Genomic DNA, 19,996 nt, shown 5'->3' with positions numbered 1-19,996 from the left:
ATATCATTGTTAATGATTTTAAGATAAGAAAAAAGACGAAATTTAAATACGACTTTTCAATTACTTTTGATCAACAGTTAAAATCCATTTCAACGTCTCTTGCAATGAACGGAAATCTGACTTCAAGGTTTGTTTTATTTTCTCTGATGAGTATTCGATCTTAGCCCCTGATATCCTGATAGTTTCGCTAGTCACTACCCTATCTGAGCCTGTAATAGCTGATTTTATCATATCAAAAAAAGAGGCAACTGACAAAACAGGTTTGCCTACCTTTATTTTTGGAGAACTTTGCCCTGATATCAAAGATGCTTCCTTGAATAAATGTTGATAAGTTGCTGACCCGGCATTCAAAATAAATCGCTGATCGGTAATTTTCTTTTCAAACAGTTGATAGATTTTTTCTGCTACATCTCTAACATCAACCCAGTTCATCATACCTCCGGGATAAAAGACACTACCATCTTTTAACATTTTTACAAACTGCATAGAACTCGTATCTGTTTCAGAAACACCTAAAACTGTTGACGGATTAACTATTGTGACAGGCAATCCTTCCATTGACCCTCTCCAGACTTCCTGTTCAGCTAAATATTTACTAACCGCATAATTGCTATTAAGACTCGAATCTTCCCACTTATTATTTTCATCAATAACAGAAGTATTTTTATTTCTTCCTAAAGCTGCAACAGAAGACACATACATTAGCGGTTTATTACCCTGCTTGAGACAAATATTTACAATGTTTTCAGTGCCTTTTACATTGGTATAAAACATTTTGTCCTTTTTACCAGGATTAAAGGATACCAGAGCAGCTGCATGTATTACATAATCAGCTTTTTTAATAAGTTCCGAAAGCTTATCATAATCACTCAAGCAACATTGCTCATATGTAACATTTGCAGGATTTGAAAGATAGTCCTTATCAGGTCTGTTTTTATTGTAAGTAGCAACAACCTCATGTCCTTCAACAGAAAACTTCTCTGTAATATACCTACCTAGCAATCCACTACTTCCTGTTATCAAAATCATAATGACTGATTCAAATACTTTTTTTCTAATAATGCCTTAAAAACCTTCTTATTCATTAGGTCTTCAAGGTAATTTAGGTGTTTTAGCTTATGGCAATCAGAACCGACAAAGTCAATTGCTTTTTCTTTCACCAACCTCTCAGCATGTTTTTTTGCCTGTGGAGAATAGTATCCACCCAAACTATTTGCATTAAGCTGAAACAGAACCCCTCTTTGCTTCATTCTCTCATATAATTTCCTCTCAAATAAATAGGGATATCTCTCCGGATGAGCCCAAACAGGTCTTATTCCTTTTGAAAATAGTAGAAATATAACTTCTTCAATGTTAACCGGAGGATTAATATAAGATGTTTCAAACAACAAATAGTTATCTCCAAATGTTAATAATTGCTCATCATTTTCAACTTTTTCTGAAAAAGAATCATCCAAATAATACTCAGCGGCATATTCTATTTCTATATTAACACCTTCCTTATCTAGTGCTTTAGTTAACTCATGATAGGCATTACTGATAGTAACAGGAGTATTTTTATAAAAATCACTCATTATATGAGGAGTAGCTATCAATTTCTCATAGCCCAGAGCTTGAAATTTCTTTACAACTTCTACCCCTTCTTCTACAGTCTTCACTCCATCATCAATCCCTGGCAGAATGTGAGAGTGCATATCTACTTTGAAGGGTAGCTGTTTAACCTTCTTTGTCGACCTGAAAAGTGAAAACACCAATTATCCTTCCTTTTTTAAAAATCGCAATATCTTCTTCGGCTTGATACCAGATTCTTCATCTTCTGCATAATATCCATAGCCGTAGTTATAACCATAACCTTTATTAATAGAATGCAAACTTAAGTCATTTATTATAACTGAGATATTCTTAAATCTGTTTATATGTTTTAAGCGATTTAGAGTTTTGATAAATTTCCTCTTACTATAATCAGCTCTCACTACATAAACTGAAAGATCTGAAAGTTTCATTGCCATCACCCCATCTGAAACTATTCCGACAGGAGGTGTATCGAGAATTACAACATCAAATTGAGACCTAAGCTTTCTAATTACCTCTTTAAATGACTCACCCATCAATAATTCTGATGGATTTGGAGGTGTAGGACCAGAAGGTATATAATATAAATTTTCCTGCTTAGTACTTCGTATTGTTTGATCCAAATCATGCTTACCTATTAGTAAGGTACTCATGCCAGTAGTCATAAACTCCTCATCAAAAGCTAAATTAACCTTTGGCTTCCTCATATCCAGATCAAGCACAATTACTTTGAACCCAGACATAGCAATTATTCCTCCTAGGTTAACCGATACGAATGTTTTTCCTTCACCACTAACAGTTGATGAAACAGTTATAACCCTATGCCCCGAGCTTTGATGTAAAAAGTCCATATTTGTCCGAATGGACCTCAATGATTCACTGACCATTGACCTGGGGTTATCATTTACTATCAATCTTGTGTTTTCAAGCTTTTCCTTCTTATATTTTGGAATAACTCCTAACACCGGTGTAGTTGTCAAACGCTCTAATTCGCTTTGACTTGTAATCTTATCATGAAGGATATATCTGGAAGCAATAAACACTAAAGACAAAAACATTGCGCTTACAACAGCTATCGCATAAGCAAGCAATGGGTTAGGTCTTATTGGACTAACTGGTAATGTAGCACTCGATAATATTGTGAATTCAGGAATAGTACCAGCCTGAGCAATTTCAAACTCCATTTTATTTTGAGCCAGAGTCAAATAAATTTCCTCTTGTAACTCATAAAATCTTTTAGCCTTGTTATACTGAGTTCCCTTGGATGGCATTGACTTAAAGTCGCCTCCAAGATTAGATTTTTGAGACTGAATTCGACTTAATTCTTCATTGACATTCTTTTCAAGGTAGGCCAGCTGATCATTTAACTCTCCTCTATAAACATTAAGTTCATTATTAAGCTTCCTTACTGCGTAGGTATTTTCATTGTATTTCTCCAGCAACTGTAGTCTTTCGTTCTCAAGGGTATTGATATTGATAATAAGCTCAGTAATAGTTTTCGGGAAATTCTCAAGGGTTAAGGAGCCTATCTCCAATTGGTCATCATTTTCTAATTGAGACTGAACTTTATCTATTTTTATTTTATAGATTCTGAGTGCTCTTTTCTGACTATCCAGTTCATTTAGAAACCCGATAGCCTTTGACATATCTTGCTGAAGATCAACTGTTTGATTTTCAATAGTGAAGTTCTCAAAGTAATTCTCATAATTTTCCAGATTCTGAGCTGTATTACTCATCTGTTCTTCTAAAAATGCAATCTTCTGTTTATTTGCTTGCATTTTCTGCTCTCTGGAATACTCCAAATACAACGAATCAATTGCATTTACAACATCGTAAGCCTTATACTTATCATTATCTGTAAATGTAATTTTAATTGTATTTGCAGCTAAGGATTGAGCTTCAACCTTTAAGCTATTCTGAATGTAACCAATCTGAGATTCACGACTATTAATAATAAAGCTATAATCATCAAAACCTTCACCTTTAGCATAATTCTCTGTTAGAGTAAGAGTAATAACACCACTATTTATAACTAAAGGCTTACCAAAAACTCCATTAAACTTTTGAGAGACCCCACCTAAATCATATGACAATTCATAATTTGTCATCGAGGAAATGTGAACATTAAATAGCCTGTTAAAGATTTCGCTTCCCGAAGCTTTATAGGCTACCTTAAAAGGCTTGTTTTTATATCTTTCTTCGTTTTTAAAATTACCGAAAGTGGTTCTTATAGTTACATCAATATCTAAGCTATCGATAAGTCTGGAAAAAAACACTTTTGACCTTAGCAGCTCCATCTCACCCGATAGAGCATTCATATTATTTTTTTGCGGATCAATTCCAAAACCTATTACAGCAGTCTCTTCCTTAACATCAAGTTTAAGCTCTGAAGAAGATTCAAATAATGGAGGAATATATCTGACATAAAACACAGCGGCAGATACAGCCAACGCAATAATTAGTATCACAAAAGGAATCGACTTGCGGAAAATAGTCAGAAATTTTTCCCAATCAACACCTGTACTTCTCTCTTCATCACCCAATCCTGATGATCTCACTCCGATATCGTAATTTTTATCTCTCAAAGGTTGGTCGTAAATATCAATATAATTGTCAAAATACCTGAAATTGTCCCCACGAATGGAGCTGCATCTCTAAATGCTCTGTTTGCTGGTCTGACTACTGGTTCAATATAGATAATATCTCCCGATTCTACCCGTGTTTGAGCTTTTGTCATCCCTTCAATTGTTGAAAGATCAATTAAAAACACTTCAGGATTATTAAGGTCACCCCGGATGAGCCTGATATTATCAGCTCTCATATCACTAGAAATCCCTCCTGCCAAGGCTAAAATTTCAAGAAGATTCGTGTTTTCATTAAGAAGAGGAACTACTTGTCCTCCTGGTGCACCTAAAACCACAACTCTCTTGTTTGCATATGATGACAGCACATAAGGTTCAAAATAAAACTCACTATATTCGTCTGCAAGTAGTTGATTTAATTCTTCCAACGTTAACCCTAGCGCATAAACTCTTCCTATCATTGGTAACCTAACGTAACCGTCGGATTGCACCACATATTCAGGTCTTGGCTTTGATTGAATGCCTTGTCCGGCAGTTTCAGGAATAAGTTCGAGATCTGGATCAATAATCCTTTCGCCCTCATTTGTATATACATCGACTGTTATTCTGTCGAAGGCTTCAAGCCGATATTGACTAATCGTATTATTTGCCTGTAGCTTCAAATATGGAGATGATTCATCCGCACTTATGTCACTAAACATAATATGTGACTTGTAGCCACACGAGCTCAGTGAAATCACCACTAGAAATAAAAATAACAATCTATGCATTGAAAAAATATTATGCGTAAAAATAAAAAGTGTTTTCCGATTAAGAAATTTTATTAACATAATTACGAAGTAAGCCTATCAATTGCCGACAAATAAGTATTAATTACCAGATCTTCACTATAATGACCTTCTACAAACTTCCTTGATTCTATCCCCATTTGCTCTCTTTCAGCTGAAGAAAGTTCAATAAATTGTTTTAAGGTAAAATATAAACTTTCAGAATCCCCAGCCTTACACAAAAGTCCGTTTGTATTATTTCTTACTACTTCTCTGCACCCCGGGACATCAGTAGCAATCAATGGCCTCCCCATTGAGGCTCCTTCAAGCAACGTTTTTGATGTTCCCTCTCTGTAAGATGGTAAAACAATTGCATCACAATTCATTATATGTGGCCGCACATCATTTACCGGCTCATAATAGTTCAATATACTGTTTTTAACCCAATATTCTAAATCTTCAGACTTTACAGATCGTGGATGAGAAGGATCGAAAGCACCTAAAATTTGAAATTCAACATTAGGATATTCTTCCTTCAACCTTCTTGCTGCATATGCAAATTCATAAATCCCTTTTTCAATAATTAACCTGGCAATCATTAAAAATACCAGACTCTTTGATTTGACAGGCTTACTTAAAGGTTTAAAGTAATTAACATCTACCCCAGACCCTGGTATAACCATTGATCTTTCTCTTGAGGTCATTTTATTAATAAGAAAAAACCTTCTATCGCTTTCATTTTGAAAAAATACCAAAGGAACATTCTTAAAAGCTTGTTTATAAAGCTGAAAAGCTATTGAAGAAAATACTTTCCGTCCTAAGAACATTGTACCTAGCCCCGAAACATTATTTATTACGGGAATTCCTAACCTTGAAGCTGCTATTGCTCCATATATATTTGGCTTTATCGTATATTGAAGTAAGACATCAGGTTTAATCTCTTTAAACTGTTTATAAAGAGTATTTAGGTATCTGAGATCATTAACCGGATTAACGCCAGTAGAACTTAATGGAGTATTAATAACCTCAACACCCAACTTTCTTAAATCATCTGCGTAATTATCCTCAGGAACAAAGGCAAATACCTGGCATCCCCGGTCGAGCAGGTTAAGGATTATACCCTTCCTAAAGTTGATTACATTCCATGCAGAATTAACTACAATCCCTATACGCTTGGCTTTGAGATCTGGAGACCCCATATATTATATCTATTCTCGCTGTTAAAAGTGTAAATATAGAATATTTCTATGGATATTTGCTTAAATATTAAGGAACTCGATATATGAAGATGTTATCCACAAAACCAGTAAAGCAAACAGCCGTACTGGTGGCAGTTATAGATAAACGAGATAATGAAGAACATGCTTTTGAGTATCTTGATGAGTTAGAGTTTCTTGCTTCAACTCTAAATATCAAGACCAAATATAAATTCTACCAAAAACTCGAAAAACCAGACATTAGAACTTTTGTTGGAAAGGGTAAGCTGGAAGAGATTCAAACGGCAGTTAAAGCTGAAGAAATTGATATTGTTATATTTGATGATGATTTAACTCCATCTCAATTAAGAAACCTTGAAAGAGAGCTTCAAGTAAAGATCTATGACCGAAGCTTACTAATTCTGGACATATTCCTGAAAAGAGCCCAAACCGCACAGGCAAAAACTCAAGTAGAATTAGCGAGAAATGAATATTTACTTCCTCGACTAACCCGAATGTGGACTCACCTTGAACGTCAGCGTGGTGGAACCGGAACTCGTGGTGGTGCCGGTGAGAAAGAGATTGAGACTGACCGCCGTATGATCCGTAACCAGATCAATGTTCTTAAAAAGAAACTTGAGAAGATTGAAAAACAACGGGAAACACAACGTAAAAGAAGAGAAAATGAAGTTAGGGTTGCTCTTGTAGGTTATACCAACGTCGGCAAGTCTACTATTATGAGATTATTGACCAAAGCTGATGTACTGGCTGAGGACAAACTTTTTGCAACAGTAGACTCAACAGTTCGAAAAATAGCAATTCATAATATCCCTTTTCTTCTTTCGGACACAGTAGGTTTTATAAGAAAACTTCCTCACAACCTGATTGAATCATTTAAATCAACCCTTGATGAAGTTAAAGAAGCAGATATTCTTATGCATGTGGTTGATGTAAGCCATCCGTCATTTGAAGATCATATGAAGGTAGTTGATGAAACACTGGCAGAGCTAGAAGCAAAAGATAAACAAACGCTGATTGTATTTAATAAAATCGACCAGTATCGAGCTCATCTTGAGCACTGGGAAGATGATAATCATCGTGATGGTGAGACAAGACCAGTTAGCCTTGAGTACCTGAAAAACAGTTACATGAACAAGGAAAACACTTCTGCGGTATTTATTTCTGCGGCTAAAAAGGAGAATATTGAAGAAATGAGAGATAAGCTATTTGAACTGGTCAAAGATCGTTATCTTGAGATATATCCTAATTTCCTTATACCGGATTATTACTACGGTAAGTATGAAGAAGATTGATAAAAAGTTTTTAAAATAATTAATGCAGCCGGTATGTGGGGTTTAATATCCGATACCGGCTGTTTTGTTTATAATAACAATTCACCTAACCGATCATCAATACAAATGGAATTAACAAACAAGAAAATCGTGATTACAGGGGGAAGTGCCGGAATTGGTAAGTCATTTCTGAAAGAGTTTATCGCAAGAGGAGCTACAGAGTTTGCAATTATTGGACGGCGGGAAGAACCGTTAGAAAAATTAGCAAAGGAATTTCCACAGGTCAATTTTGTGTTAATTCAAGGTGATGTTTCTGCTTTACGCGATATTGAACGGATCGTATTGATGGTTAAAAATCATTTAGGTGGCGCTGACTTACTGATCAATAATGCAGGTGTCGTTAGCGCTGGAGCACTTGAAGAAATCACAGATGAAGACATTATAAATCAAATCAACATCAACCTAACCGGTTTAATTCTTTTAACTAAAAAGATGATGCCCTTATTGAAGAAAAGTAATGAGGGAGCAGTTGTAAATATAAGTAGCGGACTAGGATATATTGCAATGCCTTTTTACAGTGTTTATGCAGCTACGAAGGCAGGAGTCAGGCAGTTTACTGATGCTTTGAGAAGAGAATATCATGAATATCCTTTACATTTCATGACTGTCTACCCTACAGCAACAGACACCCCAATGATGAAAAATGCTGAAATGGATCGTAAGATGGATGATCCTGACATGGTTGCAAAAGTTTCCATTGACGGAATAGTTAAAAAGGAATTAAATGTGGTTTTTGGTGGTGAGCAGAGACTTAAAGACATTAAAACGAACTTTGAAGACCCATTAAAAATTGATGAAAAGGCGAAGCAAAATTTTGAGGTTTTAAAAAAGAGGACATCAAAGCATAGAGCGATGTAATTGCATTTTTTTTAATGCATTTGCCAAAAAGCCAATGGTTTTATTATTTTGCAATGCATATCAAAATATCAGGCCCCGTAGTTCAATGGATAGAATAGGAGTTTCCTAAACTCTAGATACAGGTTCGATTCCTGTCGGGGCCACTTTAGGCAGTTAAGAGTTCGGAGAGTGAGTGTGGAGTGGTCTACGAATGTTACATTGAAAGAAATTGAATCTTCGCACTCAATCTCAAACTCACTCTAGTACAGTTTCAAGAGAAAAAAGCGAGTGCGTAGAATACCTAGATGAATCACTTGAATACAATAGATCTCCACTTTAGGCAGTTAAGAGTACGAAGAACGAGGTTTGAGATTACAAAGTAGTTCATTGAAAAAGTGTCTCTAATCTCAATCTCAAACTCACCCATTACCATCACTTATTTTCACTGGTGTGGTGTCTTTCCTGTCTCCCTACATTAATTCAACCAACAAATCTTGTTCTTCAGGATTTAATATTCCGAAGTCGTATCCCTGGATCTGCAACCAATTTTATTCCCAAAACAAAAACCAGAACCACCTATCTCAAATCACTCATCACCAGCCCAATAAGCATTGATGAAAATCATAATTCATTATCTAAATTGTCAGATGCATTACATAATTATAACAGTATTTTTAATAGGGTTAAGCCAGTTATGAAATCAAATTAGGGTAAAAAATTACCAAGCAATTTTCTTTAGATGAAAAAACTATTCGCCTCAATTTTTCTAAAGAATATAAGATAAACAAAGACCAGTATTTAAGAATAATTAATGCAACTATGAAATCTCCAGCTTATTTACTTAACCTCTTAAGTAATGTTTTAAAGGGGGTAATATTATCACTAGCATTTCAATTTCCTATTGGAATTGATGCGCAAGTTGTTTCACCAATTCAAGGCGGCCATTATTCTATTGGGATAAAAAATAATAGAGATATGGCAACTCCTCCTTCAGGTATTTTCATATTATGGTATAATGCATTTGTTTCAGGAGACTCTTACTATGATAGAAATGGGCATAAATATGAAAGCATAAGGTTAGATCAGATTAATCCAAACCTGAAAAACATAACCGTAGATCCGGAAATTAATGCTTATGCAACGATTCCAACAATCTTCTGGGCATCATCTTTTGAGATATTAGGTGGAGCCAAATATATGGCAGGAGTTTCTCTTGGTAATACAAATGCTAAATTTTCCATAATTACTGAAAGACCTGGTATAATCATTGATACTACATATACAAGAACCTCAGAAGACCGTGTTTCCGGATTGACAGACTTGTTTGTAGCTCCTTTAGGTCTATCCTGGGAATTTAACAAAATGGATATCACATTTTTATATGGTTTTTATGCACCAACCGGACGATACGAATCTGGAGCCTCTGATAATATAGGTCTTGGTTTTTGGACTAATCAATTCCAGGGTTATATGTACTATTATCCTGTAAGTGATAAATCAACAGCATTATCAGCCGGATTAACATATGAGTTAAATGGTAAAATTAAGGACATTGATGTTAATCCTGGTAACAGGCTATCTCTTGAATGGGGAGTTAGTCAATATCTAAGTAATAGATTTGAAGTAGGAATTATGGGTGGACATAACTGGCAGATAAGTGAAGATTCAGGGAATGATGTATACTGGGACCAAAAATACTTAGATAAAAAGAATTCACTATTATTCAATGCAGGTTATTGGCTAATTGAAGACAATTTGTTTCTTAACGCAAAATACGGATTCGATTATGGGTTAAAACAAAGGATGAAAAACAATTCATTCTTACTAAATATTATATTCGTTCCTGGTCAAAAATAGTTGTGAAATATTATAACAGACATTAATTGGCTTAATTAGTGGGGCAATAATTGCTTTAATCATCCGATGAGAAGATTTCTGCTTACAACACCTAGAGGTCTTCTCGTTGGATTTGTAAACCATACAAAAAACTCAATTGATCACTCATTAATTTCTTCTTCTACCTTTTTGACACTCTTCTATGATATGCAATAAGAATAAACTATTTTAATAGTATAGCTTATTTATTCGCTCCATAGCCTACAATCATTTTTATGATGATCATTACATCTGTCAGACCATTATTACTGATTCTTTTATCAGGAATATTATCTTTTTCTCTTTTTGCTCAACAGGAGCGGCCTAAAATTGGTCTGGTGCTAAGTGGTGGCGGAGCTAAAGGTATCGCCCATATTGGTGTTATCAAAGCATTGGAAAATGCCGGCATAACTCCAGATTATGTTACCGGAACTTCAATGGGCAGCATTATTGGAGCTCTATACTCAATAGGGTATACCGCTGATGAACTAGAGGAAATTGCTTTAACTGCCAATTGGGATATTCTTCTATCAAATCAAACGCCACTATACAATGTCACTTTCGAGGAGAAACTTTATTATGGCCGTTACTTGCTTGAATTTTTCTATGAAAATAAAAAAATAATATACCCGAAAGGGATAATTGAAGGAGAAGCACTACTTGACTATTTTTCATACCTAACCCGAGGTGTACATACAATTAATGATTTTAATGATTTCCCAATTCCTTTTGCTTGTGTAGCTACTGATATAGAAACTGGTGAACCAGTCGTGATGAGATCAGGCTCATTAGCTACTGCCATGAGAGCAAGCATGGCAATACCATCGATATTTACTCCAGTAAAAAGAAATGGAAAGTTACTTGTCGATGGTGGACTTGTTAGAAACATGCCCGTTGATGAAGTATTAAATATGGGGGCTGATATTGTAATTGGCGTATTTGTAAGTAACGACCTGGACCCAAAAGAAAACCTCAATTCAGCAATTGCCATATTATCGCAATCAGCTTTCATCAAAAGTGCATTTGATTCACGTGCGCAAATGGAAAAATGCAATATTCTAATTACCCCTGACTTGAAAGATTACAGCACCGGAAGCTTTAATTCTGCAGCAGGAATTCTGGAAAAAGGTATTCAAGCCGGTGATGATTATCAAAATTCGTTTGATAGCCTTGCAGATATTCAGAAAGCTTATGGTCCTTTTAGAGTGATTTCAAAGCCAGATTTGCCGGACAAGTATATTTTTGATTCAATTGTTGTTTCAGGAAACATTATTGTTCCGGATGAATACATTATTGGAAAAATGAGAATTGAGCAAAATGAAGAAGTTAGTATAGATGAAATTGAAGATCGGCTAAGTCTTATCTATGGCACTCAATATTTTGAAAAAATATGGTATGAGACCATTGTAGAAGATAACAGAACAACACTGATTATCGATGTAATTGAACGCCCAAGGATACAATTTCGATTTGCTTACCATTATGACACAGAAAACAGTGGTGGCATTGTTGCCAATGCTACATTTCGAAATGTTGTTCTCAATAAAAGCAGGTTAATATTTGAAGCAAACTTTGCTACTCAACCTTCATATTTATTTGATTACTTTAAATATTTAGGAGACAAACAAAATATAGCGTTTAGAGCCAGTGCCCATCATTCTAAAAATGAATTACCTATATATAATGAAGAAGGAAGTGTTACTAACCAATTTATTCATCGATACACAGTTGGGGGTATTCATTTTCAATCAACTTCTTTTAAAAATAGCACTTATGGCTTGGGAATCGAATGGACACATACTCAATTAAGACCAGATATAGTAAATGAAGGTATTAGATTTCTTACAAAAGCGACATATTCCAATACTCGATTTAAAATTTTCCACAGTTATAATAGTCTCAATACTAGATACTTCCCTTCCTCAGGAATAAAAGCAAAAGCGAATTTCACTTCAACGGTTGGAGCCAGTGGAAAATTCATCATAGGCGATTCACTTGAAATTGATGAGGATAATGAAAATGTAGAGATTATTCAAACATCAACAATTAATTCGTTAGTGCTGGATTTCGATCCATATATTCCAGTTGGATTAAAAACTACCATTTTTTTAAAAAACCGAATAAAATTCTCGAATCAGGATCCTGATTTTTTAAATCTGAGTGAATATGATTTTGTAGGAGGTTTTAATCCGGTAATAGAAAATTCATATCAGTATTGGGGAGGAGGCATCAAAGAATTCGCACTTAGCAACTATTTCTATTCACAGGCAGGTGTCCAGGTTGAGGTATTACGAAAACTATTTATTCAGGGAATAATTAATTATATCAATACCAAATACCCAATGAAAACAATCTTTCCGGATATTAAAACATCACTTGCCGGTGATAGATCTTATCGAATTGGGTATGGAGGCCTGATAGGATATATGTCGCCTATTGGACCAATTTCCTTTTCTTTTGCAAAAGATCACTATCGAAAAGGCATTCAAACATCCTTAAGCATAGGTTTCCATTATTAATCTAAAGAAATTCGATAGCATATTATTTCACATTATAGAATATTTACTTAGGTGGAAATTTTCTATTTTAACAAATTCATTAATTTTTAATATCAATAGTTATCAAAGAGTTATTTAAAAATGTAATCTGTGCTGATATAGGTGGCTCTCATATTACTACAGGAATAGTATCTTTAACTACCGGATTATCATATGATTCTATTTTCAGAAAAGCGGTAGACACCAACGAACCTGCTGATAGAGTAATTTCTGAAATAGCTAATGCTTTAAATTACCAATTAACATCAAAAGATTATCAAAAAGCTAAAAGTCAAATACCTATAGGAATATCCATGCCAGGCCCGTTTGATTATGAAAATGGTATTTCGCTCATTAAAGGCCAAAGCAAATTTGAAAATCTTTACAATGTCAATATCAAAAAAGAGCTTGCTTCTCAACTCCAAATAAACTCATCACAAATAAGGTTTGAAAATGATGCAGCCTGCTTCCTGTTAGGAGAAGTACTATATGGTTCGGATTCACCAAACCATAAAACATTAGGGCTTACTCTGGGTACAGGTCTAGGCTCTTGTGAGTACCACAACGGCAATGTAAGAGATCTTAACAAATGGGATACCCCTTTTGATGAATCTATTGCTGAAAATTATCTTGTAACACGATGGTTTACTAGGGAATACAACAGAATAACAGGACAAGATATTAGAGGAGTCAAAGAAATAATTGAGAATTCAGATAATGAATTGACCACCCTTTTATTTAATAAATATGCTGATAATCTATCCCGATTTATTTCATTGATATGCACAAATAATGAATATGAAAATGTTATTCTCGGTGGAAACATTAGCAAAGCTTTCGATCTATTTGGAATAAGACTAAAAGACAACCTGATAAATTCAGGATTAAAAATTAAAGTAAACCCTGCTAAACTGGGGGAAAATTCAGCATTAATCGGAGCAGCATGCCTATGGAATGAAAATTTTTATAAGAAATGAATAACCATCAAAACACTCGTGGACCACTGGTAATTATTACCATTTTATTTTTTATGTGGGGCTTTATTACCTGCATGAATGACATATTAATACCTAAACTTAAGCAGGTATTTGATTTATTGGAATGGCAGGCTATGTTAATCCAGACAGCATTCTTTGGAGCCTATTTTGTTATTTCATTAATATATTTTCTAATATCAGCATCAAAAGGTGATCCAATTTCTAATATCGGATATAAAAATGGAATTATTATCGGCTTGGTAGTTTCGGCAATAGGTTGTGGACTTTTTATTCCGGCTGCCTCCTTTGAAAGTTTCACCTTTTTCCTTGGCGCTTTATTTATTTTAGCTTCAGGCATCACTATTTTACAAATAGCGGCAAACCCTTATGTGGCAGTACTTGGAAATCCGGATGGTGCTTCCGGAAGGTTAAATATGGCACAAGCATTCAACTCATTTGGTACAACTATAGCACCTGTTATTGGTGGTATTCTGATATTTAATGCTGCTGAAAATACTGTTGGTGCTGACTCTGTTAAAATCCCATATTTTAGTCTCGCAGTAATCCTGATATTGCTAGCCGTATTTTTCAGGGTAATTCATCTTCCAAAATTTACAGACAACGAAGAAATAGTGGCAGGAACAGGCTCACTCAAATACAAGCACCTTGTTTTAGGTGTAATCGCTATTTTCACTTATGTTGGTGCAGAAGTAACTATCGGGAGCTCTTTTATAGAATTTGCTTTATTACCCGAAATCGGTGGCTTTTCTGAAAAAGAGGCAAGTTATTTCCTCGCATTTTACTGGGGAGGAGCAATGGTAGGTAGATTTTTCGGGGCAATTGCACTGTCAGATTCAGAAAACAATTCTCAAAAATACCTCTGGCTGGCCGGAATTGCATCAATTGTATTCGTTGCTGTATATTCGATATATGGATTAAATGAAGCATTAATTACACTGGGTATAATAGCATTTAATATTATAATTTTATTTATCGGTTCATTCATTCCTAATAAGACTTTAGGCTGGTATGCATTAGCAACTATCTCTTTGCTTTTGATTGGCATGACTGCCAGTGGGACAATTGCACTTTGGAGTGTTATCGCAATTGGAATATTTAACTCGATTATGTTCCCTACAATTTTCACTTTAGCAATCAAAGGTCTAGGAAAATACACTGGTCAAGCTTCGTCCTTACTCGTTATGGCAATTGTCGGAGGTGCAATAATCCCTCCTATTCAGGGCTATTTTATTGATGCTACCGGAGACAGGCAATTATCCCTGATTATTCCTTTAATCTGCTATTTATATATTTGTTTTTATGGTTTTAAAGGATACAAACCAGACGAGAAAGTACTTATTAATTAAAATTAAATAACAAGCAAATAGTTTAATATTAATTACCAGTTTCTAATAAAAATAAAAGCTGCATCCTCATAGTCTAAGTTTGAATTAAAGAATAATATTAGAACTATAATTTAGATACCTTATGAGTATAAGGAAAAGTGAGAAGAAGCCCACATTTATAAGATTGGAATTTGATGCCTGCTTTATTTTACTTAAACCAATTATTTTTCTTTAAATTAGGAGGCAAACCCAATATATCATGACTCTGTTACCGATCTTAATTGTCTCTGCCATAATCCTGATTTTTGCATACAGGACTTACGGTAGTTTTGTAGCAAAAAAACTGAAAATAAATAATGATAATGAGACTCCAGCCCATACTCACAAGGATGGAATTGATTATGTCCCAGAGAAAGTACCCGTAGTACTGGGACATCATTTTGCCTCTATTGCTGGTGCCGGACCAATTGTCGGACCAATTATCGCAGTTACTTTTGGCTGGATTCCGGCAATTATATGGATACTGGTGGGTGGAATATTTTTTGGTGCTGTTCACGATCTTACAAGCATGATGGCCTCAATCAGACATCAGGGAAAGTCTATCGGTGTAATCATACATCAACATATAGGCACTAATGGCAAAAGACTATTCTTGATTTTTAGCTTCGCAACATTAATATTGATCATTGCAGTATTTGTTGACATTATCGCAAAAACTTTTGTTGCTAATCCCAGTGTCGCTACGGCTTCTCTCCTTTTTATAATTATTGCAATTGGGTTTGGAATAATTAATAAACAAATCAAATCGAAAACAAAGTTTATAATTCTTTCAGCTATTGGAGTTATTATCATGTATACTGCTGCTTTCACTAGTATTCTGATTCCAATAAATTTAAGTTATACTGTATGGGTTATTATTTTGATGGCATATGCTTATATAGCATCAGTGACTCCAGTTTCATTTTTACTACAACCGAGAGACTACCTTAGTAGCTTCCTGCTCTATGGGTTGATCCTTTTTGCAGTCATTGGAATAATGATTAGCAATCCTGAAATAAAAATGGACACGGCCATAACTCTAAAATCAGAAAGTTTAGGCTACATGTTTCCGGTGTTATTTGTAACTATTGCCTGTGGTGCGATCAGTGGTTTTCACTCGCTTGTTGCTTCAGGAACAACTTCAAAGCAGATTGATAAAGAAAAAGATGCCAAAACAATTGGTTTTGGTGGTATGTTGATTGAATCTTTCCTTGCTATTCTTTCTGTTGGCGCTGTAATTATCATGTCTAAAGGAGATTATGCTGCAAAACTGGCAGTCGAAGGTCCGGTAGCAATGTTTTCAAATGGTATGGGGGCTGTAATTGCCAATCTTGGTGTTACTGAGGAATTTGCTATAACATTTGTAGCACTAACTGTTTCTGCCTTTGCATTAACTACTCTAGATACTTGCACCCGATTGGCCAGATTTACTTTTCAGGAATTTTTCGAAGATGTAGACAACAAAGCCGCAGAAAAAGCTTCAAAAAATCGTCACCTTGCAACGTCAATTGTGGTTGTACTTTCAGTTTTATTATTACTTTCAGGTGAGTTCACGACTCTTTGGCCAATATTCGGATCTGCAAATCAACTCTTAGCAGCACTTGCCCTTCTGGCAGTATCGGTTTGGTTGATGAAGCAAAATATAAAACCACTATTTGTATTAATTCCGATGTATTTTATGTTTGCCGTAACGTTAACTTCTTTGTTACTTTTTGCCATTGCCAACTACGATAAGGGAATTTATATTTTATCACTGATTGCAGGATTATTATTTGCTTTATCTATTGTTCTGATTTATTTGGCTAGACAAAGTCTTAAAAAGGAATTAAAAACCACCACATAAAAATAGTCCTGACCAGAGTCAGGACTTTCATACAAACCTCATGCCCCTAAGGTTATACTATTACTGCTATAACTTTCGAAGAGCAAGAAATGTTTTCATTTCATAAAAATTATTTCTCAAGCTGCGACCTATTCCAGTTTCCTGTATTGGCTGCAGCATCATATGTAGTTTGAAGAAAGTCCAGTAACATTTTTGATGGGTCCTTTGATTCTCTTACATTCTCATAAGGAAGAAAGTATTCTCCCATATCATCACTATAGAATGCCTCATTTGGAAATACATTCTGTGCACCAAAATCTTTAGGAGTTGGGTAACAATAAGAATAGTAAACAGGTTTTGGAAAATCATCACTACCAGGCCAGAATCCTGCACTACTTACTTCCTGGCTATAAGCTTCTTTCATAACTTCTTTTGACATATTTGGAGCTATCCCGGGATGTTCAGGAGCCAATCGGCCTGAAAATCTGGTGACAGCAATATCAAATGCGCCCCAAAAGAAATGAACAGGGCTGCACTTTCCTATAAAATCGCTTCGGAAGATGGAAAATATATTATAAGTATTAACTGCGATCTGCCAATAATTCACCATAGCCTGCTCATCGTATGTGCAATCTTTTTCATTATCGAAAAAAGGAGTGTTATCCGGTAATTCATTTGGTCTCGGATAAATTTCAATATCCATGCCTATTTCCTCTAATAAAGAGAACAATTCATTATAAAAACTAGCTACAGATCTGGAGTATAAATCAAGTGTTTTGTCTTTGAAAAAAGTAGATGTGATTAGAAGTTTGTGATTTTCAAAATCAAAAGTAATATCAAAGACTCCATTATGATAAGGTATGCTACCCGTAGATAAACCTCTGGTTGAAATATATAGAGATGTATGCCATGAATGGTTTTGCCAAGGCATTGTTCTCAACCTAATTTTACCTACAATTTGGGTCCATTGATGAACTGTTTTAAGCGTGTCTTTCCAATTATCATAAATTAATTCAGGCCAGGGACCTGAGCAGGCAGGAATATGTGAATCGATCATGTCTATTATGGTTGGTCGGATACTAAATTTACTAATACCATAATAAACAACCCAAAATAATACCCGAAGAGTATACAACTCATCGGGTATATGTTTTCTTATCTTATCATTGGAAGGTATTTACTTCTGTTATCGAACAAAATCAATATGTTCAATAAAAGTAATATTATACTTATCATCACTGTTGAAGGGTCTAACACTGCATGAAACAGAAATATACCAACAATCACAGGGAATAAAACTATTGCTCCCAAAGCTCTGGTTTTAGGCACTATCAGTAGTATACCTCCGACGATTTCAGCGATTGCAATTAATGGGAACAGCCATCTTGCCTGAGCAAACGCTGCCATAAGCTGGCCTGCCGATTCGTTCATTTCCGGCATTGGCATATATTGTAAAAATTTATTTAGCCCAGAATTGATCATCATAAGACCAATCAACAAACTCACTACAAAAAGAATCTTATTTTTCATTGCCTTAACTTAATATTTGTTTAAACATATTTTGTTTACGCAAATATTATTATAAAGGTTTTAGAACTTAAAAAAAATTAAAGCAATAATCTAGCTTGGAACTTGTCTACGGCTTTGAAATAAGCTGTTGGGTTTTCAATAAATGGAAAATGACCTGAATGTTTTATCTCTTTCAAGGTGGAATCTGTTAACACCTCTCTAAACTTGTCTCCTGAAATCTCTTTACCAGCTTCTATTTCCCCATAAATTATTAAGGAAGGAATTGATAATGAGTCTGTATTTTTAAATAGATCAAAACCTTGGTTTTCAGAAATAATTCTTTCATAAAATTCACTTCTTAGCAAATAATCATCAGGAATGTTCAGATTAAGATCATTTATGTAATCCTCATTATAGAAATGCGGTTTAAAAGAAATTCTCATGAGTTTACCCACCATTAAAGATGGATTCTTCCTCATTTTATCTGATTGTAGAATCTTCTTCCTTTTAATCAAATCAGCTTTCAAAATTTTGCTATCCAAAATTTGCTGTTCCATTTGCCAGTCATCCCAGCATAATGACATAGGATTTGAAAATATAATAGATTTTACCAGATCAGAGTTTGATTTTGCATATTCTAGTGCTAATAAACTACCCCATGAGTGGGCTATAATTCCAAAAGAATCAATATTTAAATAATCAACAACAAGGTTTAAATCATTTACTAAATTGGCAAATGAATAGTTTTCAGTATTCTTAGGGATTGACGATTTACCACATGCAACTTGATCAAAAAAAACCAGTTTGTAAGTTTTAGCTAAATCTAAAAATGGTTCCAACAAGTATGAATGATCCAGTGCAGGTCCTCCATGTAATACCAACAGGCAAGGACCTTCACCTAATACTTTATAATAAAGATTATGATCATCAGCATCAATATATCCTTCAGATGCTTTTAATGGTTTCTTCATCAGATTTGATTGATAATTCACCAATCTAAATTAAAATCTGAACTTATACCTAATAATAAAAAATAAAAAAAGTCCGGCGAAAACCGGACTTCAATTCATATCAAAAAATTGCTCTTACTGAGCAGTGAATTCTAAATAAACATCACATGGATCATTCTCATCAGAAAAGAACCATAACATCCTATTCCCTCTGATTTCATATCTTATTGCATTACCTTCAATAGTTATAGTACCATTTGCTTCAGTGTACTCTGTTGAACTTGAATAAGTACCTTCCATATCAGATTCAATAAACTCAACAGTAGTTTCACCAAAAATCACTTTATAGCAGTAATCATTTGTACAACCAGATTCTTCTACAAATTCATCATTAGGATCATCACAATTCTCAACAACCCATCTAGATTCTACCCATACTGTTTCTTTTAATGGAGTTACTTCCTCATCACTACAAGCAACAAATCCCAAAACTAAAACCAGACCAAATATTAAATTAAAAAATGTTTTCATAACTGAATTCTTTTAAAAAATTGTTTATTATTTATCCCTGAATACAGCTACCTTGTAACCCAGATTAATCCTACTTTCGATAAACACAATAAACTCACACAGGA

The 19,996-nt window shown here is 34.6% G+C and carries 16 protein-coding genes and 1 tRNA gene; 8 read left to right on the top strand and 9 right to left on the bottom strand.

Annotated features, from left to right (window positions below; all coding sequences use genetic code 11):
- Positions 1–60: 60 nt before the first annotated feature.
- From HH304_RS03190 to HH304_RS03170, 5 genes are all read right to left on the bottom strand, one after another.
- Positions 61–1,029 (bottom strand): NAD-dependent epimerase/dehydratase family protein, encoded by a 969-nt coding sequence (locus HH304_RS03190; RefSeq protein WP_169678016.1) that lies wholly within the window; start codon positions 1,027–1,029, stop codon positions 61–63.
- A complete protein-coding gene (locus HH304_RS03185; protein WP_333908740.1) occupies positions 1,026–1,751 on the bottom strand; it encodes a tyrosine-protein phosphatase in 726 nt (241 codons plus the stop codon). The genes HH304_RS03190 and HH304_RS03185 overlap by 4 nt, the downstream gene beginning before the upstream one ends.
- A gap of 3 nt (positions 1,752–1,754) precedes the next feature.
- Positions 1,755–4,157, bottom strand: coding sequence for a GumC family protein (locus HH304_RS03180; protein ID WP_169678014.1), 2,403 nt, complete (start codon positions 4,155–4,157; stop codon positions 1,755–1,757).
- Entirely contained in the window at positions 4,154–4,855 is a 702-nt protein-coding gene (locus HH304_RS03175; protein WP_169678013.1) for a polysaccharide biosynthesis/export family protein, read from the bottom strand. Before HH304_RS03175 ends, HH304_RS03180 begins: the two co-directional genes overlap by 4 nt.
- A gap of 131 nt (positions 4,856–4,986) precedes the next feature.
- The gene (locus HH304_RS03170; RefSeq protein ID WP_169678012.1) at positions 4,987–6,120 is read right to left on the bottom strand and encodes a glycosyltransferase family 4 protein; all 1,134 of its coding nucleotides are present in this window, start codon (positions 6,118–6,120) and stop codon (positions 4,987–4,989) included.
- A gap of 89 nt (positions 6,121–6,209) precedes the next feature.
- On the opposite strand from HH304_RS03170, the gene hflX reads away from it, so the two are divergent.
- From hflX to HH304_RS03130, 8 genes are all read left to right on the top strand, one after another.
- On the top strand, positions 6,210–7,430 hold the full coding sequence (gene hflX / locus HH304_RS03165; protein WP_408631349.1) for a GTPase HflX: 1,221 nt from the start codon (positions 6,210–6,212) through the stop codon (positions 7,428–7,430).
- 105 nt (positions 7,431–7,535) lie between these two features.
- Entirely contained in the window at positions 7,536–8,327 is a 792-nt protein-coding gene (locus HH304_RS03160; protein WP_169678010.1) for an SDR family NAD(P)-dependent oxidoreductase, read from the top strand.
- A 71-nt stretch (positions 8,328–8,398) separates the two neighbouring features.
- Positions 8,399–8,470, top strand: a tRNA-Arg gene (locus HH304_RS03155).
- Positions 8,471–9,125: 655 nt separating this feature from the next.
- Positions 9,126–10,163, top strand: coding sequence for a SphA family protein (locus HH304_RS03150; protein WP_169678009.1), 1,038 nt, complete (start codon positions 9,126–9,128; stop codon positions 10,161–10,163).
- A 254-nt stretch (positions 10,164–10,417) separates the two neighbouring features.
- The gene (locus HH304_RS03145) at positions 10,418–12,700 is read left to right on the top strand and encodes a patatin-like phospholipase family protein (protein ID WP_169678008.1); all 2,283 of its coding nucleotides are present in this window, start codon (positions 10,418–10,420) and stop codon (positions 12,698–12,700) included.
- An 89-nt stretch (positions 12,701–12,789) separates the two neighbouring features.
- A complete protein-coding gene (locus HH304_RS03140; RefSeq protein WP_333908739.1) occupies positions 12,790–13,695 on the top strand; it encodes an ROK family protein in 906 nt (301 codons plus the stop codon).
- Positions 13,692–15,062 (top strand): sugar MFS transporter, encoded by a 1,371-nt coding sequence (locus HH304_RS03135; RefSeq protein ID WP_169678006.1) that lies wholly within the window; start codon positions 13,692–13,694, stop codon positions 15,060–15,062. The genes HH304_RS03140 and HH304_RS03135 overlap by 4 nt, the downstream gene beginning before the upstream one ends.
- A 238-nt stretch (positions 15,063–15,300) precedes the next feature.
- Complete coding sequence (locus HH304_RS03130) at positions 15,301–16,923, top strand: carbon starvation CstA family protein (RefSeq protein ID WP_169678005.1); 1,623 nt, start codon at positions 15,301–15,303, stop codon at positions 16,921–16,923.
- Between the two features lie 109 nt (positions 16,924–17,032).
- Here HH304_RS03130 and HH304_RS03125 read toward each other — a convergent pair whose 3' ends face one another.
- The 4 genes from HH304_RS03125 to HH304_RS03110 form a co-directional block, all read right to left on the bottom strand.
- Positions 17,033–17,959 (bottom strand): DUF5996 family protein, encoded by a 927-nt coding sequence (locus HH304_RS03125; protein ID WP_169678004.1) that lies wholly within the window; start codon positions 17,957–17,959, stop codon positions 17,033–17,035.
- 98 nt (positions 17,960–18,057) lie between these two features.
- Positions 18,058–18,432, bottom strand: coding sequence for a DoxX family protein (locus tag HH304_RS03120; protein ID WP_169678003.1), 375 nt, complete (start codon positions 18,430–18,432; stop codon positions 18,058–18,060).
- A gap of 77 nt (positions 18,433–18,509) precedes the next feature.
- Complete coding sequence (locus tag HH304_RS03115; protein ID WP_169678002.1) at positions 18,510–19,382, bottom strand: alpha/beta fold hydrolase; 873 nt, start codon at positions 19,380–19,382, stop codon at positions 18,510–18,512.
- A gap of 114 nt (positions 19,383–19,496) precedes the next feature.
- Positions 19,497–19,892 (bottom strand): hypothetical protein, encoded by a 396-nt coding sequence (locus tag HH304_RS03110; RefSeq protein ID WP_169678001.1) that lies wholly within the window; start codon positions 19,890–19,892, stop codon positions 19,497–19,499.
- Positions 19,893–19,996: the final 104 nt, after the last annotated feature.

It is taken from the genome of Marinigracilibium pacificum, from assembly GCF_012926615.1.
GTDB classification, from domain to species: domain Bacteria; phylum Bacteroidota; class Bacteroidia; order Cytophagales; family Cyclobacteriaceae; genus Mangrovivirga; species Mangrovivirga pacifica.
This window is presented reverse-complemented; position numbering and strand designations above follow the sequence as displayed.

Excerpts from the sequence above, each read along its gene's own strand:
- HH304_RS03190 (WP_169678016.1), bottom strand. The coding sequence starts at position 1,029 with ATGATTTTGATAACAGGAAGTAGTGGATTGCTAGGTAGGTATATTACA.
- HH304_RS03175 (WP_169678013.1), bottom strand. The coding sequence starts at position 4,855 with ATGTTTAGTGACATAAGTGCGGATGAATCATCTCCATATTTGAAGCTA.
- HH304_RS03170 (WP_169678012.1), bottom strand. The coding sequence starts at position 6,120 with ATGGGGTCTCCAGATCTCAAAGCCAAGCGTATAGGGATTGTAGTTAAT.
- hflX (WP_408631349.1), top strand. The coding sequence starts at position 6,210 with ATGTTATCCACAAAACCAGTAAAGCAAACAGCCGTACTGGTGGCAGTT.
- HH304_RS03160 (WP_169678010.1), top strand. The coding sequence starts at position 7,536 with ATGGAATTAACAAACAAGAAAATCGTGATTACAGGGGGAAGTGCCGGA.
- HH304_RS03150 (WP_169678009.1), top strand. The coding sequence starts at position 9,126 with ATGAAATCTCCAGCTTATTTACTTAACCTCTTAAGTAATGTTTTAAAG.
- HH304_RS03145 (WP_169678008.1), top strand. The coding sequence starts at position 10,418 with ATGATGATCATTACATCTGTCAGACCATTATTACTGATTCTTTTATCA.
- HH304_RS03135 (WP_169678006.1), top strand. The coding sequence starts at position 13,692 with ATGAATAACCATCAAAACACTCGTGGACCACTGGTAATTATTACCATT.
- HH304_RS03130 (WP_169678005.1), top strand. The coding sequence starts at position 15,301 with ATGACTCTGTTACCGATCTTAATTGTCTCTGCCATAATCCTGATTTTT.
- HH304_RS03125 (WP_169678004.1), bottom strand. The coding sequence starts at position 17,959 with ATGATCGATTCACATATTCCTGCCTGCTCAGGTCCCTGGCCTGAATTA.
- HH304_RS03120 (WP_169678003.1), bottom strand. The coding sequence starts at position 18,432 with ATGAAAAATAAGATTCTTTTTGTAGTGAGTTTGTTGATTGGTCTTATG.
- HH304_RS03115 (WP_169678002.1), bottom strand. The coding sequence starts at position 19,382 with ATGAAGAAACCATTAAAAGCATCTGAAGGATATATTGATGCTGATGAT.
- HH304_RS03110 (WP_169678001.1), bottom strand. The coding sequence starts at position 19,892 with ATGAAAACATTTTTTAATTTAATATTTGGTCTGGTTTTAGTTTTGGGA.